This window comes from Parazoarcus communis, assembly GCF_003111645.1.
In the GTDB taxonomy this organism is placed as follows: Bacteria; Pseudomonadota; Gammaproteobacteria; order Burkholderiales; family Rhodocyclaceae; genus Parazoarcus; species Parazoarcus communis_A.
Genome location: NZ_CP022187.1, coordinates 4291320 through 4309287, shown reverse-complemented (window position 1 = coordinate 4309287; position 17968 = coordinate 4291320). Strand labels below are relative to the sequence as shown.

General features: G+C 65.6%; 24 protein-coding genes. 23 read left to right on the top strand and 1 reads right to left on the bottom strand.

The window, feature by feature from the left end; all coding sequences use genetic code 11:
• Nucleotides 1-23: 23 nt before the first annotated feature.
• Nucleotides 24-362 (bottom strand): hypothetical protein, encoded by a 339-nt coding sequence (locus CEW83_RS19670; protein ID WP_108950867.1) that lies wholly within the window; start codon nucleotides 360-362, stop codon nucleotides 24-26.
• A 224-nt stretch (nucleotides 363-586) separates the two neighbouring features.
• On the opposite strand from CEW83_RS19670, the gene CEW83_RS19665 reads away from it, so the two are divergent.
• From CEW83_RS19665 to nifW, 23 genes are all read left to right on the top strand, one after another.
• On the top strand, nucleotides 587-2290 hold the full coding sequence (locus CEW83_RS19665) for a nitroreductase family protein (protein WP_199915162.1): 1704 nt from the start codon (nucleotides 587-589) through the stop codon (nucleotides 2288-2290).
• Entirely contained in the window at nucleotides 2287-3132 is an 846-nt protein-coding gene (locus CEW83_RS19660) for an ankyrin repeat domain-containing protein (protein ID WP_234418918.1), read from the top strand. The genes CEW83_RS19665 and CEW83_RS19660 overlap by 4 nt, the downstream gene beginning before the upstream one ends.
• Before the next feature lie 8 nt (nucleotides 3133-3140).
• Nucleotides 3141-3464 carry a hypothetical protein gene (locus tag CEW83_RS19655; RefSeq protein WP_159099510.1) on the top strand — a complete coding sequence of 108 codons (324 nt, stop codon included), beginning with the start codon at nucleotides 3141-3143 and terminating at the stop codon, nucleotides 3462-3464.
• A 63-nt stretch (nucleotides 3465-3527) separates the two neighbouring features.
• Nucleotides 3528-4070 (top strand): flavodoxin, encoded by a 543-nt coding sequence (locus tag CEW83_RS19650; protein WP_108950865.1) that lies wholly within the window; start codon nucleotides 3528-3530, stop codon nucleotides 4068-4070.
• Nucleotides 4071-4138: 68 nt separating this feature from the next.
• A complete protein-coding gene (locus CEW83_RS19645; RefSeq protein WP_108950864.1) occupies nucleotides 4139-4462 on the top strand; it encodes a (2Fe-2S) ferredoxin domain-containing protein in 324 nt (107 codons plus the stop codon).
• A gap of 5 nt (nucleotides 4463-4467) precedes the next feature.
• On the top strand, nucleotides 4468-4731 hold the full coding sequence (locus CEW83_RS19640; protein ID WP_108951540.1) for a nitrogen fixation protein NifZ: 264 nt from the start codon (nucleotides 4468-4470) through the stop codon (nucleotides 4729-4731).
• A 290-nt stretch (nucleotides 4732-5021) separates the two neighbouring features.
• A complete protein-coding gene (locus CEW83_RS19635; protein ID WP_108951539.1) occupies nucleotides 5022-5804 on the top strand; it encodes a 4Fe4S-binding leucine-rich repeat protein in 783 nt (260 codons plus the stop codon).
• 45 nt (nucleotides 5805-5849) lie between these two features.
• Nucleotides 5850-6824, top strand: coding sequence for a hypothetical protein (locus tag CEW83_RS19630; RefSeq protein ID WP_108950863.1), 975 nt, complete (start codon nucleotides 5850-5852; stop codon nucleotides 6822-6824).
• Nucleotides 6825-6989: 165 nt separating this feature from the next.
• Nucleotides 6990-8477, top strand: coding sequence for a nitrogenase iron-molybdenum cofactor biosynthesis protein NifE (nifE, locus tag CEW83_RS19625; RefSeq protein WP_108951538.1), 1488 nt, complete (start codon nucleotides 6990-6992; stop codon nucleotides 8475-8477).
• A gap of 11 nt (nucleotides 8478-8488) precedes the next feature.
• Nucleotides 8489-9880, top strand: coding sequence for a nitrogenase iron-molybdenum cofactor biosynthesis protein NifN (gene nifN / locus CEW83_RS19620; protein WP_108950862.1), 1392 nt, complete (start codon nucleotides 8489-8491; stop codon nucleotides 9878-9880).
• Nucleotides 9881-9896: 16 nt separating this feature from the next.
• Complete coding sequence (locus CEW83_RS19615; protein WP_234418917.1) at nucleotides 9897-10325, top strand: NifB/NifX family molybdenum-iron cluster-binding protein; 429 nt, start codon at nucleotides 9897-9899, stop codon at nucleotides 10323-10325.
• Nucleotides 10322-10765: a SoxR reducing system RseC family protein gene (locus CEW83_RS19610; RefSeq protein WP_108950860.1), complete on the top strand. Its 444-nt coding sequence runs from the start codon at nucleotides 10322-10324 to the stop codon at nucleotides 10763-10765. Before CEW83_RS19615 ends, CEW83_RS19610 begins: the two co-directional genes overlap by 4 nt.
• Nucleotides 10762-11247, top strand: a complete 486-nt coding sequence (locus tag CEW83_RS19605; RefSeq protein WP_108950859.1) for a NifX-associated nitrogen fixation protein — start codon at nucleotides 10762-10764, stop codon at nucleotides 11245-11247. The genes CEW83_RS19610 and CEW83_RS19605 overlap by 4 nt, the downstream gene beginning before the upstream one ends.
• 60 nt (nucleotides 11248-11307) lie before the next feature.
• Nucleotides 11308-11523: a CCE_0567 family metalloprotein gene (locus CEW83_RS19600; protein WP_108950858.1), complete on the top strand. Its 216-nt coding sequence runs from the start codon at nucleotides 11308-11310 to the stop codon at nucleotides 11521-11523.
• Between the two features lie 66 nt (nucleotides 11524-11589).
• Nucleotides 11590-11877 carry a ferredoxin III, nif-specific gene (fdxB, locus tag CEW83_RS19595; RefSeq protein ID WP_108950857.1) on the top strand — a complete coding sequence of 96 codons (288 nt, stop codon included), beginning with the start codon at nucleotides 11590-11592 and terminating at the stop codon, nucleotides 11875-11877.
• Nucleotides 11878-11897: 20 nt separating this feature from the next.
• The gene (locus CEW83_RS19590; protein WP_108950856.1) at nucleotides 11898-12287 is read left to right on the top strand and encodes a hypothetical protein; all 390 of its coding nucleotides are present in this window, start codon (nucleotides 11898-11900) and stop codon (nucleotides 12285-12287) included.
• 221 nt (nucleotides 12288-12508) lie between these two features.
• Nucleotides 12509-12832: a HesB/IscA family protein gene (locus CEW83_RS19585; protein ID WP_108950855.1), complete on the top strand. Its 324-nt coding sequence runs from the start codon at nucleotides 12509-12511 to the stop codon at nucleotides 12830-12832.
• Between the two features lie 15 nt (nucleotides 12833-12847).
• Nucleotides 12848-13738, top strand: a complete 891-nt coding sequence (gene nifU / locus CEW83_RS19580) for a Fe-S cluster assembly protein NifU (RefSeq protein ID WP_108950854.1) — start codon at nucleotides 12848-12850, stop codon at nucleotides 13736-13738.
• 59 nt (nucleotides 13739-13797) lie between these two features.
• The gene (nifS, locus tag CEW83_RS19575; protein ID WP_108950853.1) at nucleotides 13798-15021 is read left to right on the top strand and encodes a cysteine desulfurase NifS; all 1224 of its coding nucleotides are present in this window, start codon (nucleotides 13798-13800) and stop codon (nucleotides 15019-15021) included.
• Between the two features lie 28 nt (nucleotides 15022-15049).
• Complete coding sequence (nifV, locus tag CEW83_RS19570; protein WP_108950852.1) at nucleotides 15050-16243, top strand: homocitrate synthase; 1194 nt, start codon at nucleotides 15050-15052, stop codon at nucleotides 16241-16243.
• A gap of 5 nt (nucleotides 16244-16248) precedes the next feature.
• The gene (gene cysE / locus CEW83_RS19565) at nucleotides 16249-17094 is read left to right on the top strand and encodes a serine O-acetyltransferase (RefSeq protein ID WP_108950851.1); all 846 of its coding nucleotides are present in this window, start codon (nucleotides 16249-16251) and stop codon (nucleotides 17092-17094) included.
• Nucleotides 17094-17612, top strand: coding sequence for a hypothetical protein (locus CEW83_RS19560; protein WP_108950850.1), 519 nt, complete (start codon nucleotides 17094-17096; stop codon nucleotides 17610-17612). The genes cysE and CEW83_RS19560 overlap by 1 nt, the downstream gene beginning before the upstream one ends.
• A 15-nt stretch (nucleotides 17613-17627) precedes the next feature.
• Nucleotides 17628-17942 (top strand): nitrogenase-stabilizing/protective protein NifW, encoded by a 315-nt coding sequence (gene nifW, locus CEW83_RS19555; RefSeq protein WP_108950849.1) that lies wholly within the window; start codon nucleotides 17628-17630, stop codon nucleotides 17940-17942.
• The last annotated feature ends 26 nt before the right edge of the window (nucleotides 17943-17968 follow it).

Here is a 17968-nt window from a genome sequence, read left to right as displayed (position 1 = left end):
CAGGTCTGCCGCGCAGGCCTGGCTCAGGCCGCCTGCCTGTAGACACGCATCCATTGCAGGATCACGGCGGCACCTTCGGATGCGGCCTGCCATTCGCGCTCGGCACACGAAACGCCGTTTGCGAGTGCGTCCCCCAGGTCCAGCCAGCCGGCCCAATCCACCTCGGGCATCGCCGCGCGGCCTTCGGCAGGCAATGCCGACGCGGCGTCGGTGATTTCACGCAGACACGCCAGCGTCGCTGCTCGCGTCAGGTGGCTACGGGAAAAATCGTCGGCACTGAGGCCTTCGACCAGGGTCAGGATGTCGGTCGCGGCCTCCTCGACCCGAACAAGCATATCGGTACGTATCTGCGCTGCACTCATGCGTTTCAGCTCCGGAAAATGGCGTTACCGGCGTTCCCCAGCAATTTGGGCGCCAGGCTGCAAGCCCCGTGCGCACAGCGCCGCCCTGTCGCAAAGCCGACAAACCAACTGCTCACACGACAGTTTCCACACATCCCCACCCCTGCTGATCAGCGCTGAGCCCAGCGTTCACGCGATCTGCGCGCGCGCGGCCGAACTGGTATCGGATTTGCAAGGTGCGGTGCATGAAGCGCACCGACTCCGCCATCCCGGCTTCCCCCCCGACGCTATCGGACAGCGACGTAGTCCGGCTGTATCACGCCCGCAGCAAACACCGCTTCGAGGCCTATGCAGCCGGACCGGCGATGCTCGACTGGGATGCGCAGCCCGCCCCCTTCCGCCACTATGATGGCGCCCCCACCGTGGCACTGCCATTGCTCGGAGCGCCTGGCGCAAGCGCACCGCTGCGGGCAGTGCAGGACCTGCCCTTTCCCTGTGCAGGTGCCCCGCACTTGCCGCAGAGGCCGGGCCTGGAGAGCATCGGCACGCTCTTGCACCTGTCGCTCGGCATCACCGCATGGAAGGTCATGGGACCGGACCGCTGGGCGGTGCGCGCCAACCCCTCCAGCGGCAACCTGCATCCGGTGGAAGCCTGGCTGATCGCACGGGACATTCCGGGGCTTGCCGACGGGGTGTATCACTACCGGCCCGAAGACCACGTACTGGAGTGCCGTGCGCTGGACAGGACAGCCGGATCGGACACGCCGCGGCTCGGCCTCGCACTCAGCACCGCGATGTGGCGCGAGGCGTGGAAATACGGTGAGCGCGGATTCCGCTACTGCCAGCTCGACGTCGGCCACGCTGCCAGCGCCCTCGCGCACGCTGCGGCACTGCTGGGCTGGTCGCTGGCCGAGCAGCCAGTGCCCACTGCATGCCTCGCGCATCGGCTCGGTCTCGACCGCGATGCAGACTTTCCAGGCAGCCGTCACCCGCAGGTCGAGCGTGAAGAGGCCGAACTCCTGCTCGCCGTCGGACTTGACGGGCACGGACCGGCTTCCGCCACACAAGCCCTGCAGCCGCCGGCGGACGACACGCGATGGTTCGGACGCGCTTCGCTGCTGGACCCGCTGCCACGCTACCGCTGGCCCCTGATCGACGACGTCGCCGCAGCAACCCGGCACCGGGCAGAGGGCACAGCCCCCGCCACTGCGGCGGTTGCGCCCCCCTGGCAGCCCTCGGCGCAGCTGGCCGGCTTCGACAGCAGTGCGGCCCGGACCATGTTGAGCAGGCGCAGCGCGCAGCGTTTCGACGCCTCGCACCGGATGAGCCGGGCAGCCTTTCACAGCGTGCTCCATGTCCTTGGCGACAGCATGCGTCCAAGCAGCCTCTGGCCCCATGCCTCGGGAATGGTGGCCGCGCTGTTCGTGCACCGGGTCGACGCCTGCGCGCCCGGGCTGTACCTGCTGACGGCCGACGGCTGTGATGATGCAGGCGCTTTCGCCACCTCCGGTGAGCACGTGGAAACCATCGGGGACGGCCTGACACTGCGTCTGCATCGCAAGCTTGAGCAGGTCGAGCTCCATCGTCTCGCGCGCAGCCTGCACTGTCATCAGGACATCGCGTCCACCGCCTGTCTGGCGCTCGGCCTGATCGCGCCCTTTGGCGTCATCGCTGCCAACCCTGCGGCCTACCGCGATCTGTTCCGGCTGGCCGGACAGACGGGACAGGCCCTCTACCTTCTCGCCGAACTCCTCGGACTTCGCGGCACTGGCATCGGATGCTTTTTCGACGATCCGGTCCACGAAGCGCTGGGCCTCTCCGGCAGCAGTCATCAGCCCCTGTACCACTTCACCATCGGTCTGCCGATTGACGACGCAAGAATCGAATCCGCCCCGGCCTATCCCGCCGACCGCGCCCTGCATCAGCCCGCCAACCGGACGCCAACATGATGAACACCGAAACCCTGACCGCCTCCGAACCAAGCAGCCGCCAGGCTCACCGCATCTCCGCCGCGGATGCGGCCGACATGCTCCTGCGTCACATGGACGGCGTGCTGCCCGCCCTTGCGGTGTTCGATGTGCGCGACGAAAACAGCTATCACGCGGCGCATATCGACGCAGCGGTCCGCCTCGCCGAGGCCACTTTTCCGCAGCAGATCCGGGGGCTGAACCGCGCCACGCCGGTTCTGATCTACTGCTATCACGGCAATGCCAGTCGCACCTGGGCGCAGTGGTTCGCGGACTTCCGCGTCCCCGAGGTGTATAGCGTGGATGGCGGCTACCCGGCCTTCTCCGACGCACTCGCTACACGCCGCGCCGGCCAGCAAGGCACGCCGGTCGCAGGCATGGACGCCCGCGCCGACCTCCTCGCGTTCCTGCAGACACACGGGTTCGACCCTTTCGACCTCAACGCGCCGCGCCAGCACGGCCTGACAGCGCTGATGCGTGCGGCCCTCGCGGGGCATGAGGGCGTGGTCGACGCCCTCCTCGCCTGCGGTGCAGACATCTCCCGCCGCAACATGGACGGCAACAACGCCCTCTGGCTGGCCTGCGTATCGGGTAATGCCGCGATCGTGCGCAGGCTCGTGCAGGCAGGCATCGACATCGACAACCGCAACGACATGGGTGCGACCTGCCTGATGTACGCCGCCTCGGCCGGCAAGGCCGAGATGGTCGCACTCCTGCTCGAGTGCGGCGCCGACCCGCAGGTGCTCAATTTCGACGACGCCCGCGCAGTGGACCTCGCCGCCACCCGCAGCTGCCTCCAACTTCTTCGCCACACGATCGGATGACTGCCGCCATGACCAGCTCGATGCCCCCCAAGTACCGCGCCCTCTCCCATTTGCTGAACACCCTGGAACACGCGCTCGAAGATGGCCTGATCGAACTCGATGAACGCTGGCGCGACAACGAGGAAGCCGTCGGTCTGCTGCTGCCGGGAGACGCAGCGCTTGCAGCCTTCGTGTTCACCTACGGCCAGCCGCCCGGACGCTATGGGGTCGAACTCTCATTCCCCGACCCGGGCAGCCCGCCGCCCGCCGAGCCGCTGGTGCGGGAGGAGCTCAGCCTGGCGCGCCTGCTCGGCGTTCTGCGCACCCATTTCGGGCTGCCGGAAGCCGCCTGAGCAGCCCCAGGCCAGGCGCCAGCAACCCCAGCCAATCTCACTGATCAAGACCAGGAGCACAGCATGGCAAACATCGGCATCTTCTTCGGCACCGACACCGGCCGCACCCGACGCATCGCCAAATCGATCGCGAAGAAACTCGGCGCTGCAGCCGCCGACCCGCTCAACGTCAACAAGGCGACGGCCGACGATTTCCTCGCCTACGACGCCCTCATCATCGGCACCCCGACGCTGGGCGACGGCGAACTGCCCGGCCTCGAGTGCGGCGCCCAGACCGCAAGCTGGGCCGAATTCCTGCCTCAGCTCGACGGTGCCGACATGAGCGGCAAGGTCGTTGCCATCTTTGGACTCGGCGACCAGGAGAAATACGGCAACGAATTCTGCGATGCGATGGCCGATCTCTACGACTGCGTCACCACCTGCGGTGCAAACGTGATCGGCACCTGGCCGGTCGACGGCTACACCTTCAAGAGCTCCCAGGCCGTGATCGACGGCAGTTTTGTCGGTCTCGCACTCGACCAGGACAACCAGCCCACGCTCACCGACGAGCGTGTCGATGCCTGGCTGGCAGGGATCACGCCGGCACTGATGGCTGCCGCTGGCTGACCGCCCCCTGTCCACGCCCGCACCATGCGCGGGCACCCCGGAACACCCCCATCGTAACGGAGCCGATCATGGCAAAACCCAAGAAACACGTTCTCGTCTGTGTCCAGGGCCGCCCCGCCGGCCACCCCCGCGGATCCTGTCAGCAGAAGGGCTGCAACGAGGTCTATCAGGGCTTCATGGAAGCCTTTCAGGCCCGTAACCTGTGGGCGGACTACGCCGTGACCAATACCGGCTGCATCGGTCCCTGCTCCAATGGCCCGAGCGTGCTGGTGTATCCGGAAGGCGTGATGTACTCAGGCGTCAGTGCTGCCGATGTCGGCAGCATCATCGACGAGCATCTCATCAGCGACAAGCCGGTCGAGCGCCTGCTGGCGCCGGCCAGCGTGTGGTGACCGCCATGAGCGCCGCATTCTGCTCACCCGGCGACGTCGTATTCGCACTCGACGCCATCCACAACGACGGCAGCATTCCCGATATCGACGCGGGCGCGCTGCTCGCTGCGGCCGGAACCCGTGGCGTAGTGGTGAAGACCGGTCATGTCGAGGCCGCCCCTGACATCGACATCATCCTGGTGCGCTTCGAGGGCGAGGACGATGTGCTCGGCCCCCCGGTCGGATGCCTGGTCGAAGAGTTGCGGCTGGAGCCCGTCCTCACCAACTAGGCTGCGGTCACTGCCTGCTTGCAAGCCATGGAGTGTGACCGTCCCCAGGTCACACTCCATGGATCACCGCAGCGCCTGCGCCGCATCCCCAGCCCGGCCTCCGTCCCGTTCCCTGTCGGGTTTCCGACAATCGGCACGCGCCGGGATGTCGCAATCGGCGCACTTGTCCGGCCCCCGCGCAGCCGGACAGGCCAATTCCCGTATCCGGACGCCTGGCACGCTGCTTGCGCAAGGAGTCCATCGCCCCAGCTCAGGAGGTGTCGGCGCGCGCACGCCGTCCGACTCAGGCCATGAACCATCCGCACAAACCCGAGACCGGTGACTACACGCCGCCGGAGAACCCCTGCCCACGATGTGCGCTGCGCAACAGCCTGCTCGCCGAAGGCCGCTGCGCGCCCGGCGACGCCTGTCTGTTCGTCCACAGCGGACGCCAGATCGACCGCTTCCTGGCGCGCAACCCGGCCTTTGCCGAAGGCTGTCTCAGCGACGATTTCTGGGAGCGCCGCGCAATCGCGGTCCGCTACGCGCCCGCCGAGGCCGCAGGCCGGCTGATCGACGACCCTGACGAAACCGTCCGGCGCGCGGTGGCGGTCCGCGCCGAAGGCGAAGCCCTGCTTCACCTTGCCCGCGACGAGGATCGTGAAGTACGGGTGACCGTCGCCACCCGCCTGCCTCCGTCCGAACTCGGGCGCCTGATGCGCGACCCCGACTATGCCGTGCGCCTGCAGGTGGCTCGTCGTCTGCCGCACGGCAGTCTGCCGCAGATGACCGACGATCCCGATCCTGTCGTGCGCAAGGAGATCGCCCGCCGCCTGCCAGCCTTCGCACTCAGCCGCCTCGCCCGCGACGCCGACCCGGAAGTCCGCGCCCTTGCGGCAGGACGCATGCTGCCGAACGATGCCGCCACCATGCTCGCCGACCCGCACTGGCTGGTGCGCGCCGCGGCCGTTCAGCAGGCGCCGCTCGAGGCGCTGGCTGCCGTCTCCGACGACCCGGAGGAAACCATCCGTCTGCTCGTGGCCGATCGCCTGACCGATGCAGCGAAAACCCCGCAGTCCGCACCCGATCAGTAACACCGCCACACCGCCGATCACTCCAGAGCCCATCAAGGAAGCCACATGAACTACGTCCCGCTCGCGCCCCCGCCCAAGACCAGGCCGGACCTCGCCCTCGACGACACCTTGCGCTACCTGTGCGCCACCCTCACCCCCTTGCCTGGACACGCCCCCTTGCTGGACGCCCTGCGTCACACCGGCGGGCCCGACTTCAGCCTGCGCCTTTCGCGCGGAGGCTGGTTCCGGCCCGGCCGCATCATCGACGCTCAGGGCGACACTGTCGCCGAGGATGCGCTCGCCTGGCTGGAGCAGCACTGGGCAGCGTGCGGCGAGGATGGCGCGGCATTTGCCGACGAGTTCGGCGACAGCGGCTTGCGGCTCACGCTGGATCAGGGTGTGAGCCACTACTTCGTCTGTCCTTGCGGCAGCGAACCCTCGGACTATCACCAGCTTGAACTCGAGGAACTGCAGGAAGTCATCAGTCACGAGGTGGGGCCACGCCACACCCCGGCGGATGCCGTCGAAGCGCTGCTCGACCGCCCTGCAGGAAGCCCGCCACCGCAGGTGCTGGGCGCGCCACGCTACCGCTTCCGCCGCCTCACCGACATCCGCGCCTTTGTCACCCGCATCGAGATAAAGACAGGCAAACCGGCTCCGGTGTTGCGCTTCCTGCGCGAGTGGTCGGAGAGCAGCTCGGGACGACAAGGGCATTTCAGCGATCACTGGATCCTTGCGCTGTCGGAGCACCTCGACCGCTACCGTCAGACCCGCGCCTCTGCCATTCCGGTTGCCGCACACGCCCCGCAGTGGCCACATGCCCCAGGTGCGCGCGGCACAGCCCTGGCACAGCAACTGCACGACTACGACCGCGACGCCGGCTACGGATTTGCATGGTATTTCCACATGGTCAGTGCGCACCGGGTACCGCGCAGCGTCACCCGCGAAGTGTTCAATGACCTGCAGGACGACATGGCATACCTGCCCGAGCGCGACGCCAGTCTGATCCACGCCTGGATGCACGACCCATACGCCCTCTGAGCGCACATGCAGGCCGTGCGCTGTCGTGTCACGGCCTGCACATTGTCGGTTTCGCGACAACACGAACAAAGCCCTCTTCCCTTTTCTTTCAGTCACTTGTCAGCAGAATTCAGTGCGGCACGGAGCTTGCAGAAGAATGCACACTCATGGACACGGAGCCTGACCGTGAAAGCCGCCGACATTGCCGAACTGCTGAACGAACCTGCCTGCACGCACAACAAGAAGGAGAAATCCGGTTGTTCGCGCCCCACCCCCGGCGCCTCGGCCGGTGGCTGCGCCTTTGACGGCGCGCAGATCGCCTTGCTTCCGATTGCCGACGTGGCCCACGTGGTTCATGGCCCGATCGCCTGCAGCGGCAACTCCTGGGACAACCGCGGCACCGCCTCGTCCGGCCCCACCCTGTACAAGATCGGCATGACAACCGATCTGTCGGAACAGGACGTGATCATGGGTCGCGGCGAGAAGCGCCTGTTCCACGGCATCAAGCAGGCCATCGACACCCATGCCCCCGCGGCCGTCTTCGTCTACAACACCTGCGTGCCGGCACTGATCGGGGACGACATCGAGTCGGTCTGCAAGGCCGCCAGCGAGCGCTGGAACGTGCCTGTGGTGCCGATCGACTGCGCCGGCTTCTACGGCACGAAGAACCTCGGCAACCGGATCGCCGGCGAAGCCATGGTGAAGCACGTGATCGGCACCCGCGAACCGGAACCGGTCGCGGCAGAACGGATTCCACCGGGCATCACCATCCACAGCATCAACCTCATTGGCGAGTACAACATCGCCGGCGAGCTCTGGTACCTGACCCCGCTGTTCGACGAACTCGGCATCCGCATCCTGTGCACCCTGTCGGGCGATGCCCGCTTCCATGAAGTCCAGACAATGCACCGCGCGGAAGTCAGCATGCTGGTCTGCGCCAAGGCCATGATCAACGTCGCACGCAAGATGGAAGAGCGCTACGGCATCCCCTGGTTCGAGGGCAGCTTCTACGGCATCACCGACACCTCGGCCGCGCTGCGCGAGATCGCCCGCCTGATCGGCGACCCCGATCTGGTCCAGCGCACAGAAGCGCTGATCGAACGCGAGGAAAAGCGGGTCCGTGCCGAACTCGACGCCTGGCGCCCGCGCCTCGAAGGCAAGCGCGTCCTGCTCTTCACCGGCGGTGTCAAATCATGGTCGGTGGTGTCGGCGCTGCAGGATCTGGGCATGATCGTCGTCGCCAGCGGCACCAAGAAATCGACCGAGGAGGACAAGGCCCGCATCCTCGAACTGATGGGTGACAACACCATCATGCTCAACACCGAGGGCGCGCGCGATCTGCTCAATGCGGTGTACGAACTGAAGGCCGACATCCTGATTGCCGGCGGACGAAACCTCTACACCGCGCTCAAGGCCCGCCTGCCCTTCCTCGACATCAACCAGGAGCGCGAATTCGGCTACGCCGGCTACGACGGCATGAAAGAGCTGGTGCGCCAGCTCGCGCTCACCCTCGAATCGCCGGTGTGGGCCGCCGTCCGCAAGCCCGCCCCGTGGTCGCAGAAAGCGATGGTGATCGCCGGCCCCGAGATGGGGGACAGCCCGGACGGTGGCGACGAGTCCGACGCGCACGCCCACGACCATGACCACGCCGCGCCCACCGGCGCCGCTGCCTGAGGACGCCCGCCATGGCCGAAATCATCCGTCACCCCAAGGCACTCGCGGTCAATCCGCTGAAGTCGTCGGCACCGGCCGGCGCCGCGCTGGCCTTTCTCGGCATCAACCGGTCGATGCCGATCTTTCATGGCTCGCAAGGATGCACGGCCTTCGCCAAGGTCTTCTTCGTGCGCCACTTCCGCGAACCCGTGCCGCTGCAGACCACGGCCATGGACCAGGTCGCCACGGTGATGAACGCCGACGGCAACGTCGTACAGGCGCTTGCCACGGTATGCGGCAAGAGCAAGCCGGCCCTGGTCGGCCTCGCCACCACCGCGCTGGCAGAAACCCAGGGCACCGACATCCGGCGGCTCGTGCATGAGTTCCGGGCCAAGCACCCCCAATTCGATCACATCCCGGTCGCAGCAGTGAATACGCCGGACTTCGCAGGCTGTCTCGAGACCGGCTATGCGAGCGCGGTGAAGGGCATCATCGAGGCCACGGTGCCCGACACGGCAGGCAGCGGCCTTGTCGGCAAGCGCAAGAAACAGGTCAACCTGCTGCTCGGCGCCCACCTCACCCCGGGCGACGTCGAAGCGATCAAGGAATGGGTCGAACTCTTCGGCCTGCGCCCGCTGGCGGTGCCCGATCTTGCCGACTCGCTTGACGGTCACCTGATTGCGGAAGACTTTGTCCCGGTCACGCTTGGCGGCACCACCATCTCCGAGCTCGCCACCCTGGGCGAGGCGGTCGCAACGATCGTCGTCGGGCGCTCACTCAAAGGTGCGGCCGACCTGCTGGCGGAGCGCACCGGCGTACCCGACCACCGCTTCGATGGGCTCATCGGGCTGGACGCCTGTGATCGTTTCACCGCCACACTGGCAGAGATCGCCGGCATTGCGGTGCCCGAAAAGCTCGAGCGTCATCGTGCGCAGTTGCAGGACGCAATGGTCGACACCCACTTCATGACCGGTCTGCGCCGGGTCGCGATCGCGGCCGACCCCGACCTCCTGCTGCAGCTTTCCGAGCTCTTTGCCGGCATGGGCAGCGAAATCGTCAGCGCGGTGTCGCCGATCAAGGCCGCAAGCCTCGCCGGCGTGGCCGCCGGGCAGGTGCATGTCGGTGACCTGGAAGACCTCGAAAACCTCGCCCGCAGCGCCCACGCCGAACTGCTGGTGTCCAACTCGCATGCCGCGGCAACTGCTGCGCGGCTCGGCGTACCGCTGCTGCGCGCAGGCATGCCGCAATACGACCTGGTAGGCGGCTTCTGCAAGACCTGGGTGGGCTACCGGGGTACCCGGCAAGTCCTGTTCGATCTGGCCAACCTGGTACTGCAACATCATGACTCCATCACACCTCACCACTCCCGCTACAAGCAGCCCGCCCCCTCCGCGCCGCAGACAGCTGCGGCTGGTGGGCACTGAACAGGCGAGACCGCTCATGAATGGCGTACGCATTGCCTTTGCCAGCACCGACCGCAGCACGGTGAACCAGCACTTCGGCTCCACCGAGGCCTTTGCCATTTTTGAGATCGGTGCAGACACCTGCCAGCTGGTGGAGGTCACTGAATTCATCGATACCTCGCAGGACGGCAACGAAAACAAGCTGCCGGCGAAGATCGCCACGCTTGCGGGCTGCGCTGCGGTGTACTGCCTCGCCGTCGGCGCGTCGGCCGTAAAGCAGTTGCTGGCGGCCGGTGTGCAGCCGATCCGGGTAGAGGAAGGTCGTGCCATCGACAGCCTGGTCGAAGAGCTTCAGGCCGAACTGGCCAGCGGCCCCGCGGGCTGGCTGGCGAAAGCCATCAAGGACAGGCAGCCGGCCGACAGCAGCCGCTTCGACGAGATGGAAGCCGAGGGTTGGCAGGAATGATGCAACGTAACGGCAAGGTCATCAGCATTTCCGACGACGGCGTGACCGTTCGTTTCGAACGCGCTGCAGCCTGCGGAGGCTGTCGCGCGGAGAAAGTCTGCGGCACTTCGAACACGACCGATCTCGTCCTCAGCGCCGCGGGCTGCGCGTCGCGTGCCGGCGACGAGGTCATGGTCGAGATCGATGGCGGCATGGCATTGCGGGCCCTGTTCGTCACCCACTTGCTGCCGGTCCTCGGCCTGCTCGCCGGCATGGGCTTCGCCAGCCTGATCCAGCTCACCGATGCAGGTATCGCCGGCCTCAGTTTCGCCGGCCTCGGCCTCGGGCTCATCGCCTCGCGGCGGGTCGCACGCCACCCTGCACTGCAGCCCGCCCCCCGAATCACCTCCGATCCACTCAACCCAACGCGTGCAAGCCTGCACCAGGAGTCAGACACATGATCAGCATCGACACCAGCACCGCCCCCGCCGCCGTCCTCAGCCCCGAACTCGCCGACACCGACTTCATCAAGGAGATGAACCGCCAGGCGCGCGCACTCGACAGCTACGGCACCTATGACGGCTGGCCGGTCGATCGCGTCCTCGCCCCCTATGTGCTGACCAAGGAACAGCGGCGCCAGATTCCGGTGATCGGCGACCCCGACGACGTCACCATTTCCCGCGTCAAGGCATTCCATAACGCGATCGCGGCCCTGATTGAAAAGGAGTGCGGACTGATGGCCGTACCGGTGATCAACATCACCCACGAAGGCTTCGGCCGCGGAATGATCACCGTCGGCAAGCTCGTCGTACTCGACCGCACCCTGCGCGACGTGCATCGCTTCGGCTTCGAGTCTTTCTCCAAGATGAAGGACGAGGCCGACAAGCACCTGTCCGTTGCACTGGAGATCATCGGCAAGTACCCGGAAGTCGCCGGACTCTGAGCAACGCCCCCCATCGCCCGCGCCGGCAGCAGGGCGCGGGCATACGCCAAGGAGATCGACATGACCGATGAAGAACTCAAGAACCTCGAGAAGGAAGTCCGCAAACTCAAGCGCAAATCGCAGGAATGGGCCTCGCAGCTGCATGACCTGGTTGAAGACCGTCTCCCGGCCGGCTACGAGGAACTGCCCACGATGTCCCAGTCTGCATACGACGCATGCAAGGCATGGGCTGACGCCAACGCGCGCCTGATGGCCGCAACCGAAACCGCAAGCTGATCACCCGCCGTCAGCCCGCAGCAGCAAACACGCTATCAACTGCACAACGAAACAGAGGAACACACCATGGATCCGATCACCGGTCTCACTCGCGGCGGCACTGCCTGGACCCCGGAGTTCGTTCTCGAACTGGACGGCAAGAAGTGCATCGGCTGCGGCCGCTGCTACAAGGTCTGCCCGCGCGACGTTTTCGACCTCGTCGAACGTGACGACGACATGGACGACGATCTCGACGACGACAACATGATGGTGATGACGCTTGCCAATGCGCTCGACTGCATCGGCTGTGGCGCCTGTAGCCGCGTCTGCCCCAAGGACTGTCACACGCACGGCGCATCGCCGGTCATGGCCTAAACCGCCGGGCCGACGTGTCCATGAACGACCTCGCCCTTGTCCTCTATCACAAGCAGTCCACCAGCGCCCGTCTGCGTTTTGCACGCTTCGGCGACTCCATCGTGGCGGCACGCCTCGCCGCGCCCGCAGGCGATGGCGTGCTTCCGCACCCCGGAACCCTGACCGCCAGAGCAACTGACCGGTTGGGCCTCCCGGCCGGCGCCCTGCAGATCGACACCGAGTTCGAAGCCGACATCCTCTCGCCCGATGGCACGCTGACCGTGCGCCTGGCCCATTTCACCGACATCGACCCGCCGTTCGATGCGGTGGCCAGCGCCGACGGACGCTTCGTCAGCATCACCGAGATGAGGGGCATTCCCGACACCGAGCGCGACGTGCTGCGCCTGGTGTACGAACACGTGATCGGCTGAACTGCGCTGCGGCCACCCTCACCCAGACAGCGGCGCAATGCCGCTGTTTTCCATTGTCGTGCCAGCACTGTAGGAAATGCGACAAAGCCCCCCAGCCGTCCCCTTCGCGACACAACAAGCCTCAAACAGACCGTTAATAATCAGTACTTTACGCATCGCACCCGAGTGGCACGCGGTTTGCGATAGGTCTCCCAGAGCCCTTTCCAACCGGAGACCCGAACATGATCACGCTTACCCCCACCGCACTGAAAGCCGTCAGCCGTTTCATCTCCACCTCCGCCGACCCGGTCGCCGGACTGCGGATCCACGTGCAAGGCGGCGGCTGCTCCGGCCTGCAGTACGGAATGAAGCTTGAAGCCGAAAAGGCCGAGGACGACACCATTGTCGAATTCGACGGTGTCACGCTTTTCGTCGATCCCTACTCCGCCCCCATGCTGGCCGGCGTCACCGTCGATTTCGTCGAGTCGCTGAGCGGCTCCGGCTTCAAGTTTGAAAACCCCAACGCCTCGGCCGGCTGTGCTTGCGGCCAGTCCTTCTCAGCCTGAGCCCGGGAGACCGCCATGTGGGATTACTCCGAAACCGTCAAGGAACACTTCTACAACCCGCGCAATGCCGGCGCCCTGCCTGATGCCAATGCAATTGGCGAAGTCGGCTCGATCTCCTGTGGCGATGCGCTGCGCCTGATGCTGAAGGTGGACCCGAGCAACGAGACCATCACCGATGCCAGCTTCCAGACCTTCGGCTGCGGCTCGGCCATCGCCTCAAGTTCGGCGCTGACCGAGATCATCAAGGGCAAGACGCTCGACCAGGCACTGGAAGTCAGCAACCAGGACATCGCCGACTTCCTCGGCGGCCTGCCCCCGGAAAAGATGCACTGCTCGGTCATGGGCCGTGAAGCCCTGCAGTCGGCCGTCGCCAACTACCGCGGTGAAGTCTGGAGCGACGATCACGAAGAGGGCGCACTGATCTGCAAATGCTTCGCCGTCGATGCGGTGATGATCGAAGACACCATCCGCGCCAACAACCTGTGCAGCGTCGAACAGGTCACCAACTACACCAAGGCCGGTGGCGGCTGTTCGTCGTGCCACGAAGGCATCGAGGAAATCCTTGCCAAGGTGCTGGCCGAGCGCGGCGAATCCTTCACCGCCGCACCGCCGCCGGAGAAAAAGCAGCCGGGCAAGCTCACCACCCTTGAGCGTATCCGCAAGATCGAGCAGGTCATCGAGAAGGCACGCCCGAACCTGCAGCGCGACCACGGCGATATCGAACTCGTCGATGTCGATGGCAAGACCATCTACGTATCAATGAAAGGCGCCTGCTCCGGTTGCCAGATGGAAGCGGTCACGCTTGGCGGCGTGCAGGCCCAGATGATCGAAGCCCTGGGCGAGATCGTGAAGGTCATCCCGGTCAAGGCCACTGCCAAGCTGGCGCCGAACTCGCTTCCCGCCTGACGCCCCCCTCCCCACCCCGGTGGGGAGCATCCATACACGGTAGCCCCGCGGAGAGAACGATGAGCATCCCCAACCTGACCCCGATCTATCTCGACAACAACGCCACCACCCGTTGCGCCCCCGAGGCGGTAACGGCGATGCTGCCCTACTTCACCGAACAGTTCGGCAACCCGTCCTCGATGCACAGCTTCGGCGCCAAGGTCGGCCACGCGGTCAAGGCGGCTCGCACGTCGCTGCAGAAGCTGCTGGGCGCCGAGTTCGACTCCGAGATCATCTACACAGCCGGTGGCACCGAAGCAGACAACACCGCCATCCTGTCGGCCCTCAAGGCCAATCCGGAGCGCAAGGAAATCATCACCACCACGGTCGAGCACCACGCCGTGCTCCATCTGTGCGACCAGCTCGAGAAAGAGGGTTACACCATCCACAAGCTCAAGGTGGACGGCAAGGGCCGGCTCGACCTGAACGAATACGCCAAGCTGCTCAGCGACAAGGTCGCGGTGGTATCCGTGATGTGGGCCAACAACGAAACCGGCACCTTCTTTCCGGTCGTGAAGATGGCTGAGATGGCCAATGCCGCCGGGGTGCTGTTCCACACCGACGCCGTGCAGGCCGTTGGCAAGATCCCGCTCAAGCTCAAGGACACCGCCATCGACATGCTGTCGCTGTCAGGCCACAAGCTGCATGGGCCGAAGGGCATCGGCGCACTTTACCTGCGTCGTGGCGCGCGCTTCCGCCCCCTGCTGCGCGGCGGCGGTCAGGAGCGCGGCCGTCGCGCCGGTACCGAAAACGTACCCGCGATCATCGGCATGGGTGTCGCTGCCCAGCTCGCACTCGAGCACCTCGAGATCGAAAACACCTATGTCCGTGCGCTGCGCGACAAGCTGCAGGCCGGCATTCTGGCCGCCGTGCCGCACGCATTCGTCACCGGCAACCCGGACGATCGCCTGCCCAACACCCTCAACGTTGCATTCGAGTACGTCGAAGGCGAAGCCATCCTGATGCTGCTCAACAAGCAGGGCATCGCCGCATCGAGCGGCTCAGCCTGCACCTCAGGTTCGCTGGAGCCCTCGCACGTGATGCGTGCAATGGGCATTCCCTACACCGCAGCCCACGGCACCATCCGCTTCTCGCTTTCACACGAGAACACCGAGGCCGAGATGGACCGGGTGATCGCAGCCGTGCCGTCGATCATTGCCCAGCTGCGCAAGCTGTCGCCCTACTGGGGCGAGAACGGGCCGGTCACCGACCCTGAAAAGGCCTTTGCACCGACCTACGCCTGAGTTCACACCACTTCCGGACGAGAACGCCATGTCGACCCCGATCATCATCGACGACACCACCCTGCGCGACGGAGAACAGTCCGCCGGGGTGGCATTCACCCGCAGCGAGAAGTGCGGCATCGCCGCCATTCTCGCGTCGATCGGTGTTCCGGAACTGGAGATCGGCATCCCGGCCATGGGCGTCGATGAGTGCGATGACATCCGCGCAATTGCACACACCCTGAGCGATACGGCGCACGACACGAAGCTGATCGTCTGGGGCCGGCTGACCGGCACGGATATCGATGCCTGCCGCAGTCTTCCGGTGCACATGCTGGAGCTCTCCGTGCCGGTATCCGACCAGCAGATCCGGCACAAGCTCGGCTCCAATCGCGACGAGGTTCTGCAGCGCATCGCACGCTGGGTGCCGGTGGCACGGGAAGCCGGGTTTGAAGTGGGCCTCGGCGGCGAGGACGCATCGCGGGCCGACACTGCCTTTCTTGAAGAAGTACTTGCCGCTGCCGAAGCGGCAGGCGCCCGGCGCTTCCGTTTCGCCGACACCCTTGGCGTACTCGACCCCTTTGCCACCTTCGACGCCATTGCCCGCCTGCGCGCGGCCAGCGCGCTGGAGATCGAGATGCATGCGCATGACGACCTCGGACTCGCCACCGCGAACACGCTGGCAGCGGTGCGGGCCGGTGCCAGCCATGTCAACACCACGGTCAATGGCCTTGGCGAGCGCGCCGGCAATGCTGCACTGGAAGAGGTCGCACTCGGCCTGCGTCAGTTCCACGGCCTGGGTGAGCTGATCGACTTCCGCCGCCTCCTCGACGCATCAACCGCGGTCGCACAGGCCTCGGGCCGGCCCGTGGGATGGAGCAAGAGTGTGGTCGGTGAAGGCGTCTTTACTCACGAGGCGGGCATTCACGTCGATGGCCTGCTGAAGGACCCCGCAAACTACCAGAACATCGACCCGGCATTGCTCGGACGCAGCCACCGACTGCTGCTGGGCAAGCACTCCGGCAGCCGTGGCGTGGCAGCAGCCTATGCAGGCCTCGGCATCATGCCGGATGAAAACCAGTTGCTGTGGTTGCTCGCGCGCGTACGTGAATTTACCGGCCGGACCAAGCGCACGCCCGAACGTGCCGACCTGGTCGCGTTCTGGGATTCGCTGCAGGCCAGCCAGGCAGACTGGTTTCCGCAACCGTTCATGACCGCCCCCGCCATCCCTGCCGGAGCCTGATCACCATGGCCACAGAAAGCGCAACCATGACCGCAGAAAACCTCGTGCCCACCCCAAGCCTGCCAAGTCTTCTGCGGGAGGACATTCGCTGCGTGTTCGGCCGCGACCCTGCTGCCCGCACGACCTGGGAAGTGCTCACCACCTACCCCGGCGTTCACGCCCTGATCACGTATCGCATTGCCCACGCCTTGTGGCTGCGCAACTGGCGCTACCTCGCACGCCTGGCGAGCTTCATCGGCCGGGTTCTGACCAATGTCGATATTCACCCGGGCGCCCGCATCGGCCGCCGTTTCTTCATCGATCACGGCGCAGGCGTCGTCGTCGGCGAGACCGCCGAGATCGGCAATGACGTCACGCTTTACCACGGGGTCACCCTGGGTGGCACCACCTGGAATCCGGGAAAACGTCACCCCACACTCGGCGACCACGTCGTGGTCGGCGCCGGCGCGAAGATTCTTGGTGCCATCACCATCGGCAGCCGGGTCCGGGTAGGCGCCAACTCCGTGGTGGTCAAGAACGTACCTTCGGACCGCACTGTGGTTGGCATTCCTGCAAAGGTCGTGCGCAGGGAAGGTCCGATCCTGAGCCCCACGGACGAACTCAACCTCGATCACCACCTGATGCCCGACCCGGTGGGCCATACGCTCAACTGCCTGCTCGACCGCATCAAGTCACTCGAGTCGCAGATTTCGGGCCTGCAGGCCAACGCGGAAGCGCCTCCACCGAAGAAGCCCCGCACGACAATTCCAGTGGTCGCGGTCAGCAACATCGACTGCGAGGCCAATACCGACCAGGCCTGTCCCGAATGTGCCTGCCAGCCTGAAAACCAACTCACGTCGGAGACACGTTGATGGACCTGCTGCACTTTGATCCCGAACCCCTGTACTTCGAAGATCCGCTCCCGGACGGTGTGCTCGAACTGATCGAACGCGCGGGCGAACACTACGGCGCGCCCGAAGCCGAACAGGCGCTTGCCGAAGCGGGCCTCAAGGCGCCGGATCACCTGCTGGTCCTCGTCGCGCGTTACCGCTATCACTTCTACCGTCACCAGATGGCGGAAGCACAGCGGGTCGTGTGGCATGCGATCGACGTCAGTGGCGCACGGGTTGGACTACCCGCGGACGGCGGCGGTATCGACGCTGACGAGGTCGCCACCGCAGCACACCGGTCAATGACGCTGACCCGCTTCTATCTCTCTGCGCTGAAGGCCGCAGCCTACATCCGGCTGCGCGAGGGCGACATCAGTGGTGCCATCCAGATCCTTCAGCCCCTGGTGCAGATCGACGATGCCGACCGCCTCGGCAGCAAGGTTCTGCTTGACGTTGCACGCGCAGCAGAAGAAGCCTCCCAAACCCCAATCGCCATCTGAATACGGAGCCTGATCATGGACGAACTCACTCTTGACGAAGCAATGGAAGAACTGTCCGCCGCGGAGGACTTTCTGGAGTACTTCGGCGTCAGTTACGAGCCTCAGGTCGTGCACGTGAACCGTCTGCACATCCTGCAGCGCTTCCACGACTACCTCTCCAACAATCCGGTCGAAGGCGACGATCAGGTTCGCTACACCCACCATCGCAACTTTCTCGAGATGGCTTACCGCGACTTCACGCTTTCCGACGCGGTCACCGAAAAGGTGTTCTCGGTATTCAAGAAGGCCAGTGGCACGGCCTTTGTTCCCCTCGGCGCCGTCCAGCGCTGACCCGTCCAAACCAGCGAGGCCAAACT

Coding starts and splice junctions, on each gene's coding strand:
- CEW83_RS19670 (WP_108950867.1), bottom strand. CDS start 362: ATGAGTGCAGCGCAGATACGTACCGATATGCTTGTTCGGGTCGAGGAG.
- CEW83_RS19665 (WP_199915162.1), top strand. CDS start 587: ATGAAGCGCACCGACTCCGCCATCCCGGCTTCCCCCCCGACGCTATCG.
- CEW83_RS19660 (WP_234418918.1), top strand. CDS start 2,287: ATGATGAACACCGAAACCCTGACCGCCTCCGAACCAAGCAGCCGCCAG.
- CEW83_RS19655 (WP_159099510.1), top strand. CDS start 3,141: ATGACCAGCTCGATGCCCCCCAAGTACCGCGCCCTCTCCCATTTGCTG.
- CEW83_RS19650 (WP_108950865.1), top strand. CDS start 3,528: ATGGCAAACATCGGCATCTTCTTCGGCACCGACACCGGCCGCACCCGA.
- CEW83_RS19645 (WP_108950864.1), top strand. CDS start 4,139: ATGGCAAAACCCAAGAAACACGTTCTCGTCTGTGTCCAGGGCCGCCCC.
- CEW83_RS19640 (WP_108951540.1), top strand. CDS start 4,468: ATGAGCGCCGCATTCTGCTCACCCGGCGACGTCGTATTCGCACTCGAC.
- CEW83_RS19635 (WP_108951539.1), top strand. CDS start 5,022: ATGAACCATCCGCACAAACCCGAGACCGGTGACTACACGCCGCCGGAG.
- CEW83_RS19630 (WP_108950863.1), top strand. CDS start 5,850: ATGAACTACGTCCCGCTCGCGCCCCCGCCCAAGACCAGGCCGGACCTC.
- nifN (WP_108950862.1), top strand. CDS start 8,489: ATGGCCGAAATCATCCGTCACCCCAAGGCACTCGCGGTCAATCCGCTG.
- CEW83_RS19615 (WP_234418917.1), top strand. CDS start 9,897: ATGAATGGCGTACGCATTGCCTTTGCCAGCACCGACCGCAGCACGGTG.
- CEW83_RS19610 (WP_108950860.1), top strand. CDS start 10,322: ATGATGCAACGTAACGGCAAGGTCATCAGCATTTCCGACGACGGCGTG.
- CEW83_RS19605 (WP_108950859.1), top strand. CDS start 10,762: ATGATCAGCATCGACACCAGCACCGCCCCCGCCGCCGTCCTCAGCCCC.
- CEW83_RS19600 (WP_108950858.1), top strand. CDS start 11,308: ATGACCGATGAAGAACTCAAGAACCTCGAGAAGGAAGTCCGCAAACTC.
- fdxB (WP_108950857.1), top strand. CDS start 11,590: ATGGATCCGATCACCGGTCTCACTCGCGGCGGCACTGCCTGGACCCCG.
- CEW83_RS19590 (WP_108950856.1), top strand. CDS start 11,898: ATGAACGACCTCGCCCTTGTCCTCTATCACAAGCAGTCCACCAGCGCC.
- CEW83_RS19585 (WP_108950855.1), top strand. CDS start 12,509: ATGATCACGCTTACCCCCACCGCACTGAAAGCCGTCAGCCGTTTCATC.
- nifU (WP_108950854.1), top strand. CDS start 12,848: ATGTGGGATTACTCCGAAACCGTCAAGGAACACTTCTACAACCCGCGC.
- nifS (WP_108950853.1), top strand. CDS start 13,798: ATGAGCATCCCCAACCTGACCCCGATCTATCTCGACAACAACGCCACC.
- nifV (WP_108950852.1), top strand. CDS start 15,050: ATGTCGACCCCGATCATCATCGACGACACCACCCTGCGCGACGGAGAA.
- cysE (WP_108950851.1), top strand. CDS start 16,249: ATGGCCACAGAAAGCGCAACCATGACCGCAGAAAACCTCGTGCCCACC.
- CEW83_RS19560 (WP_108950850.1), top strand. CDS start 17,094: ATGGACCTGCTGCACTTTGATCCCGAACCCCTGTACTTCGAAGATCCG.
- nifW (WP_108950849.1), top strand. CDS start 17,628: ATGGACGAACTCACTCTTGACGAAGCAATGGAAGAACTGTCCGCCGCG.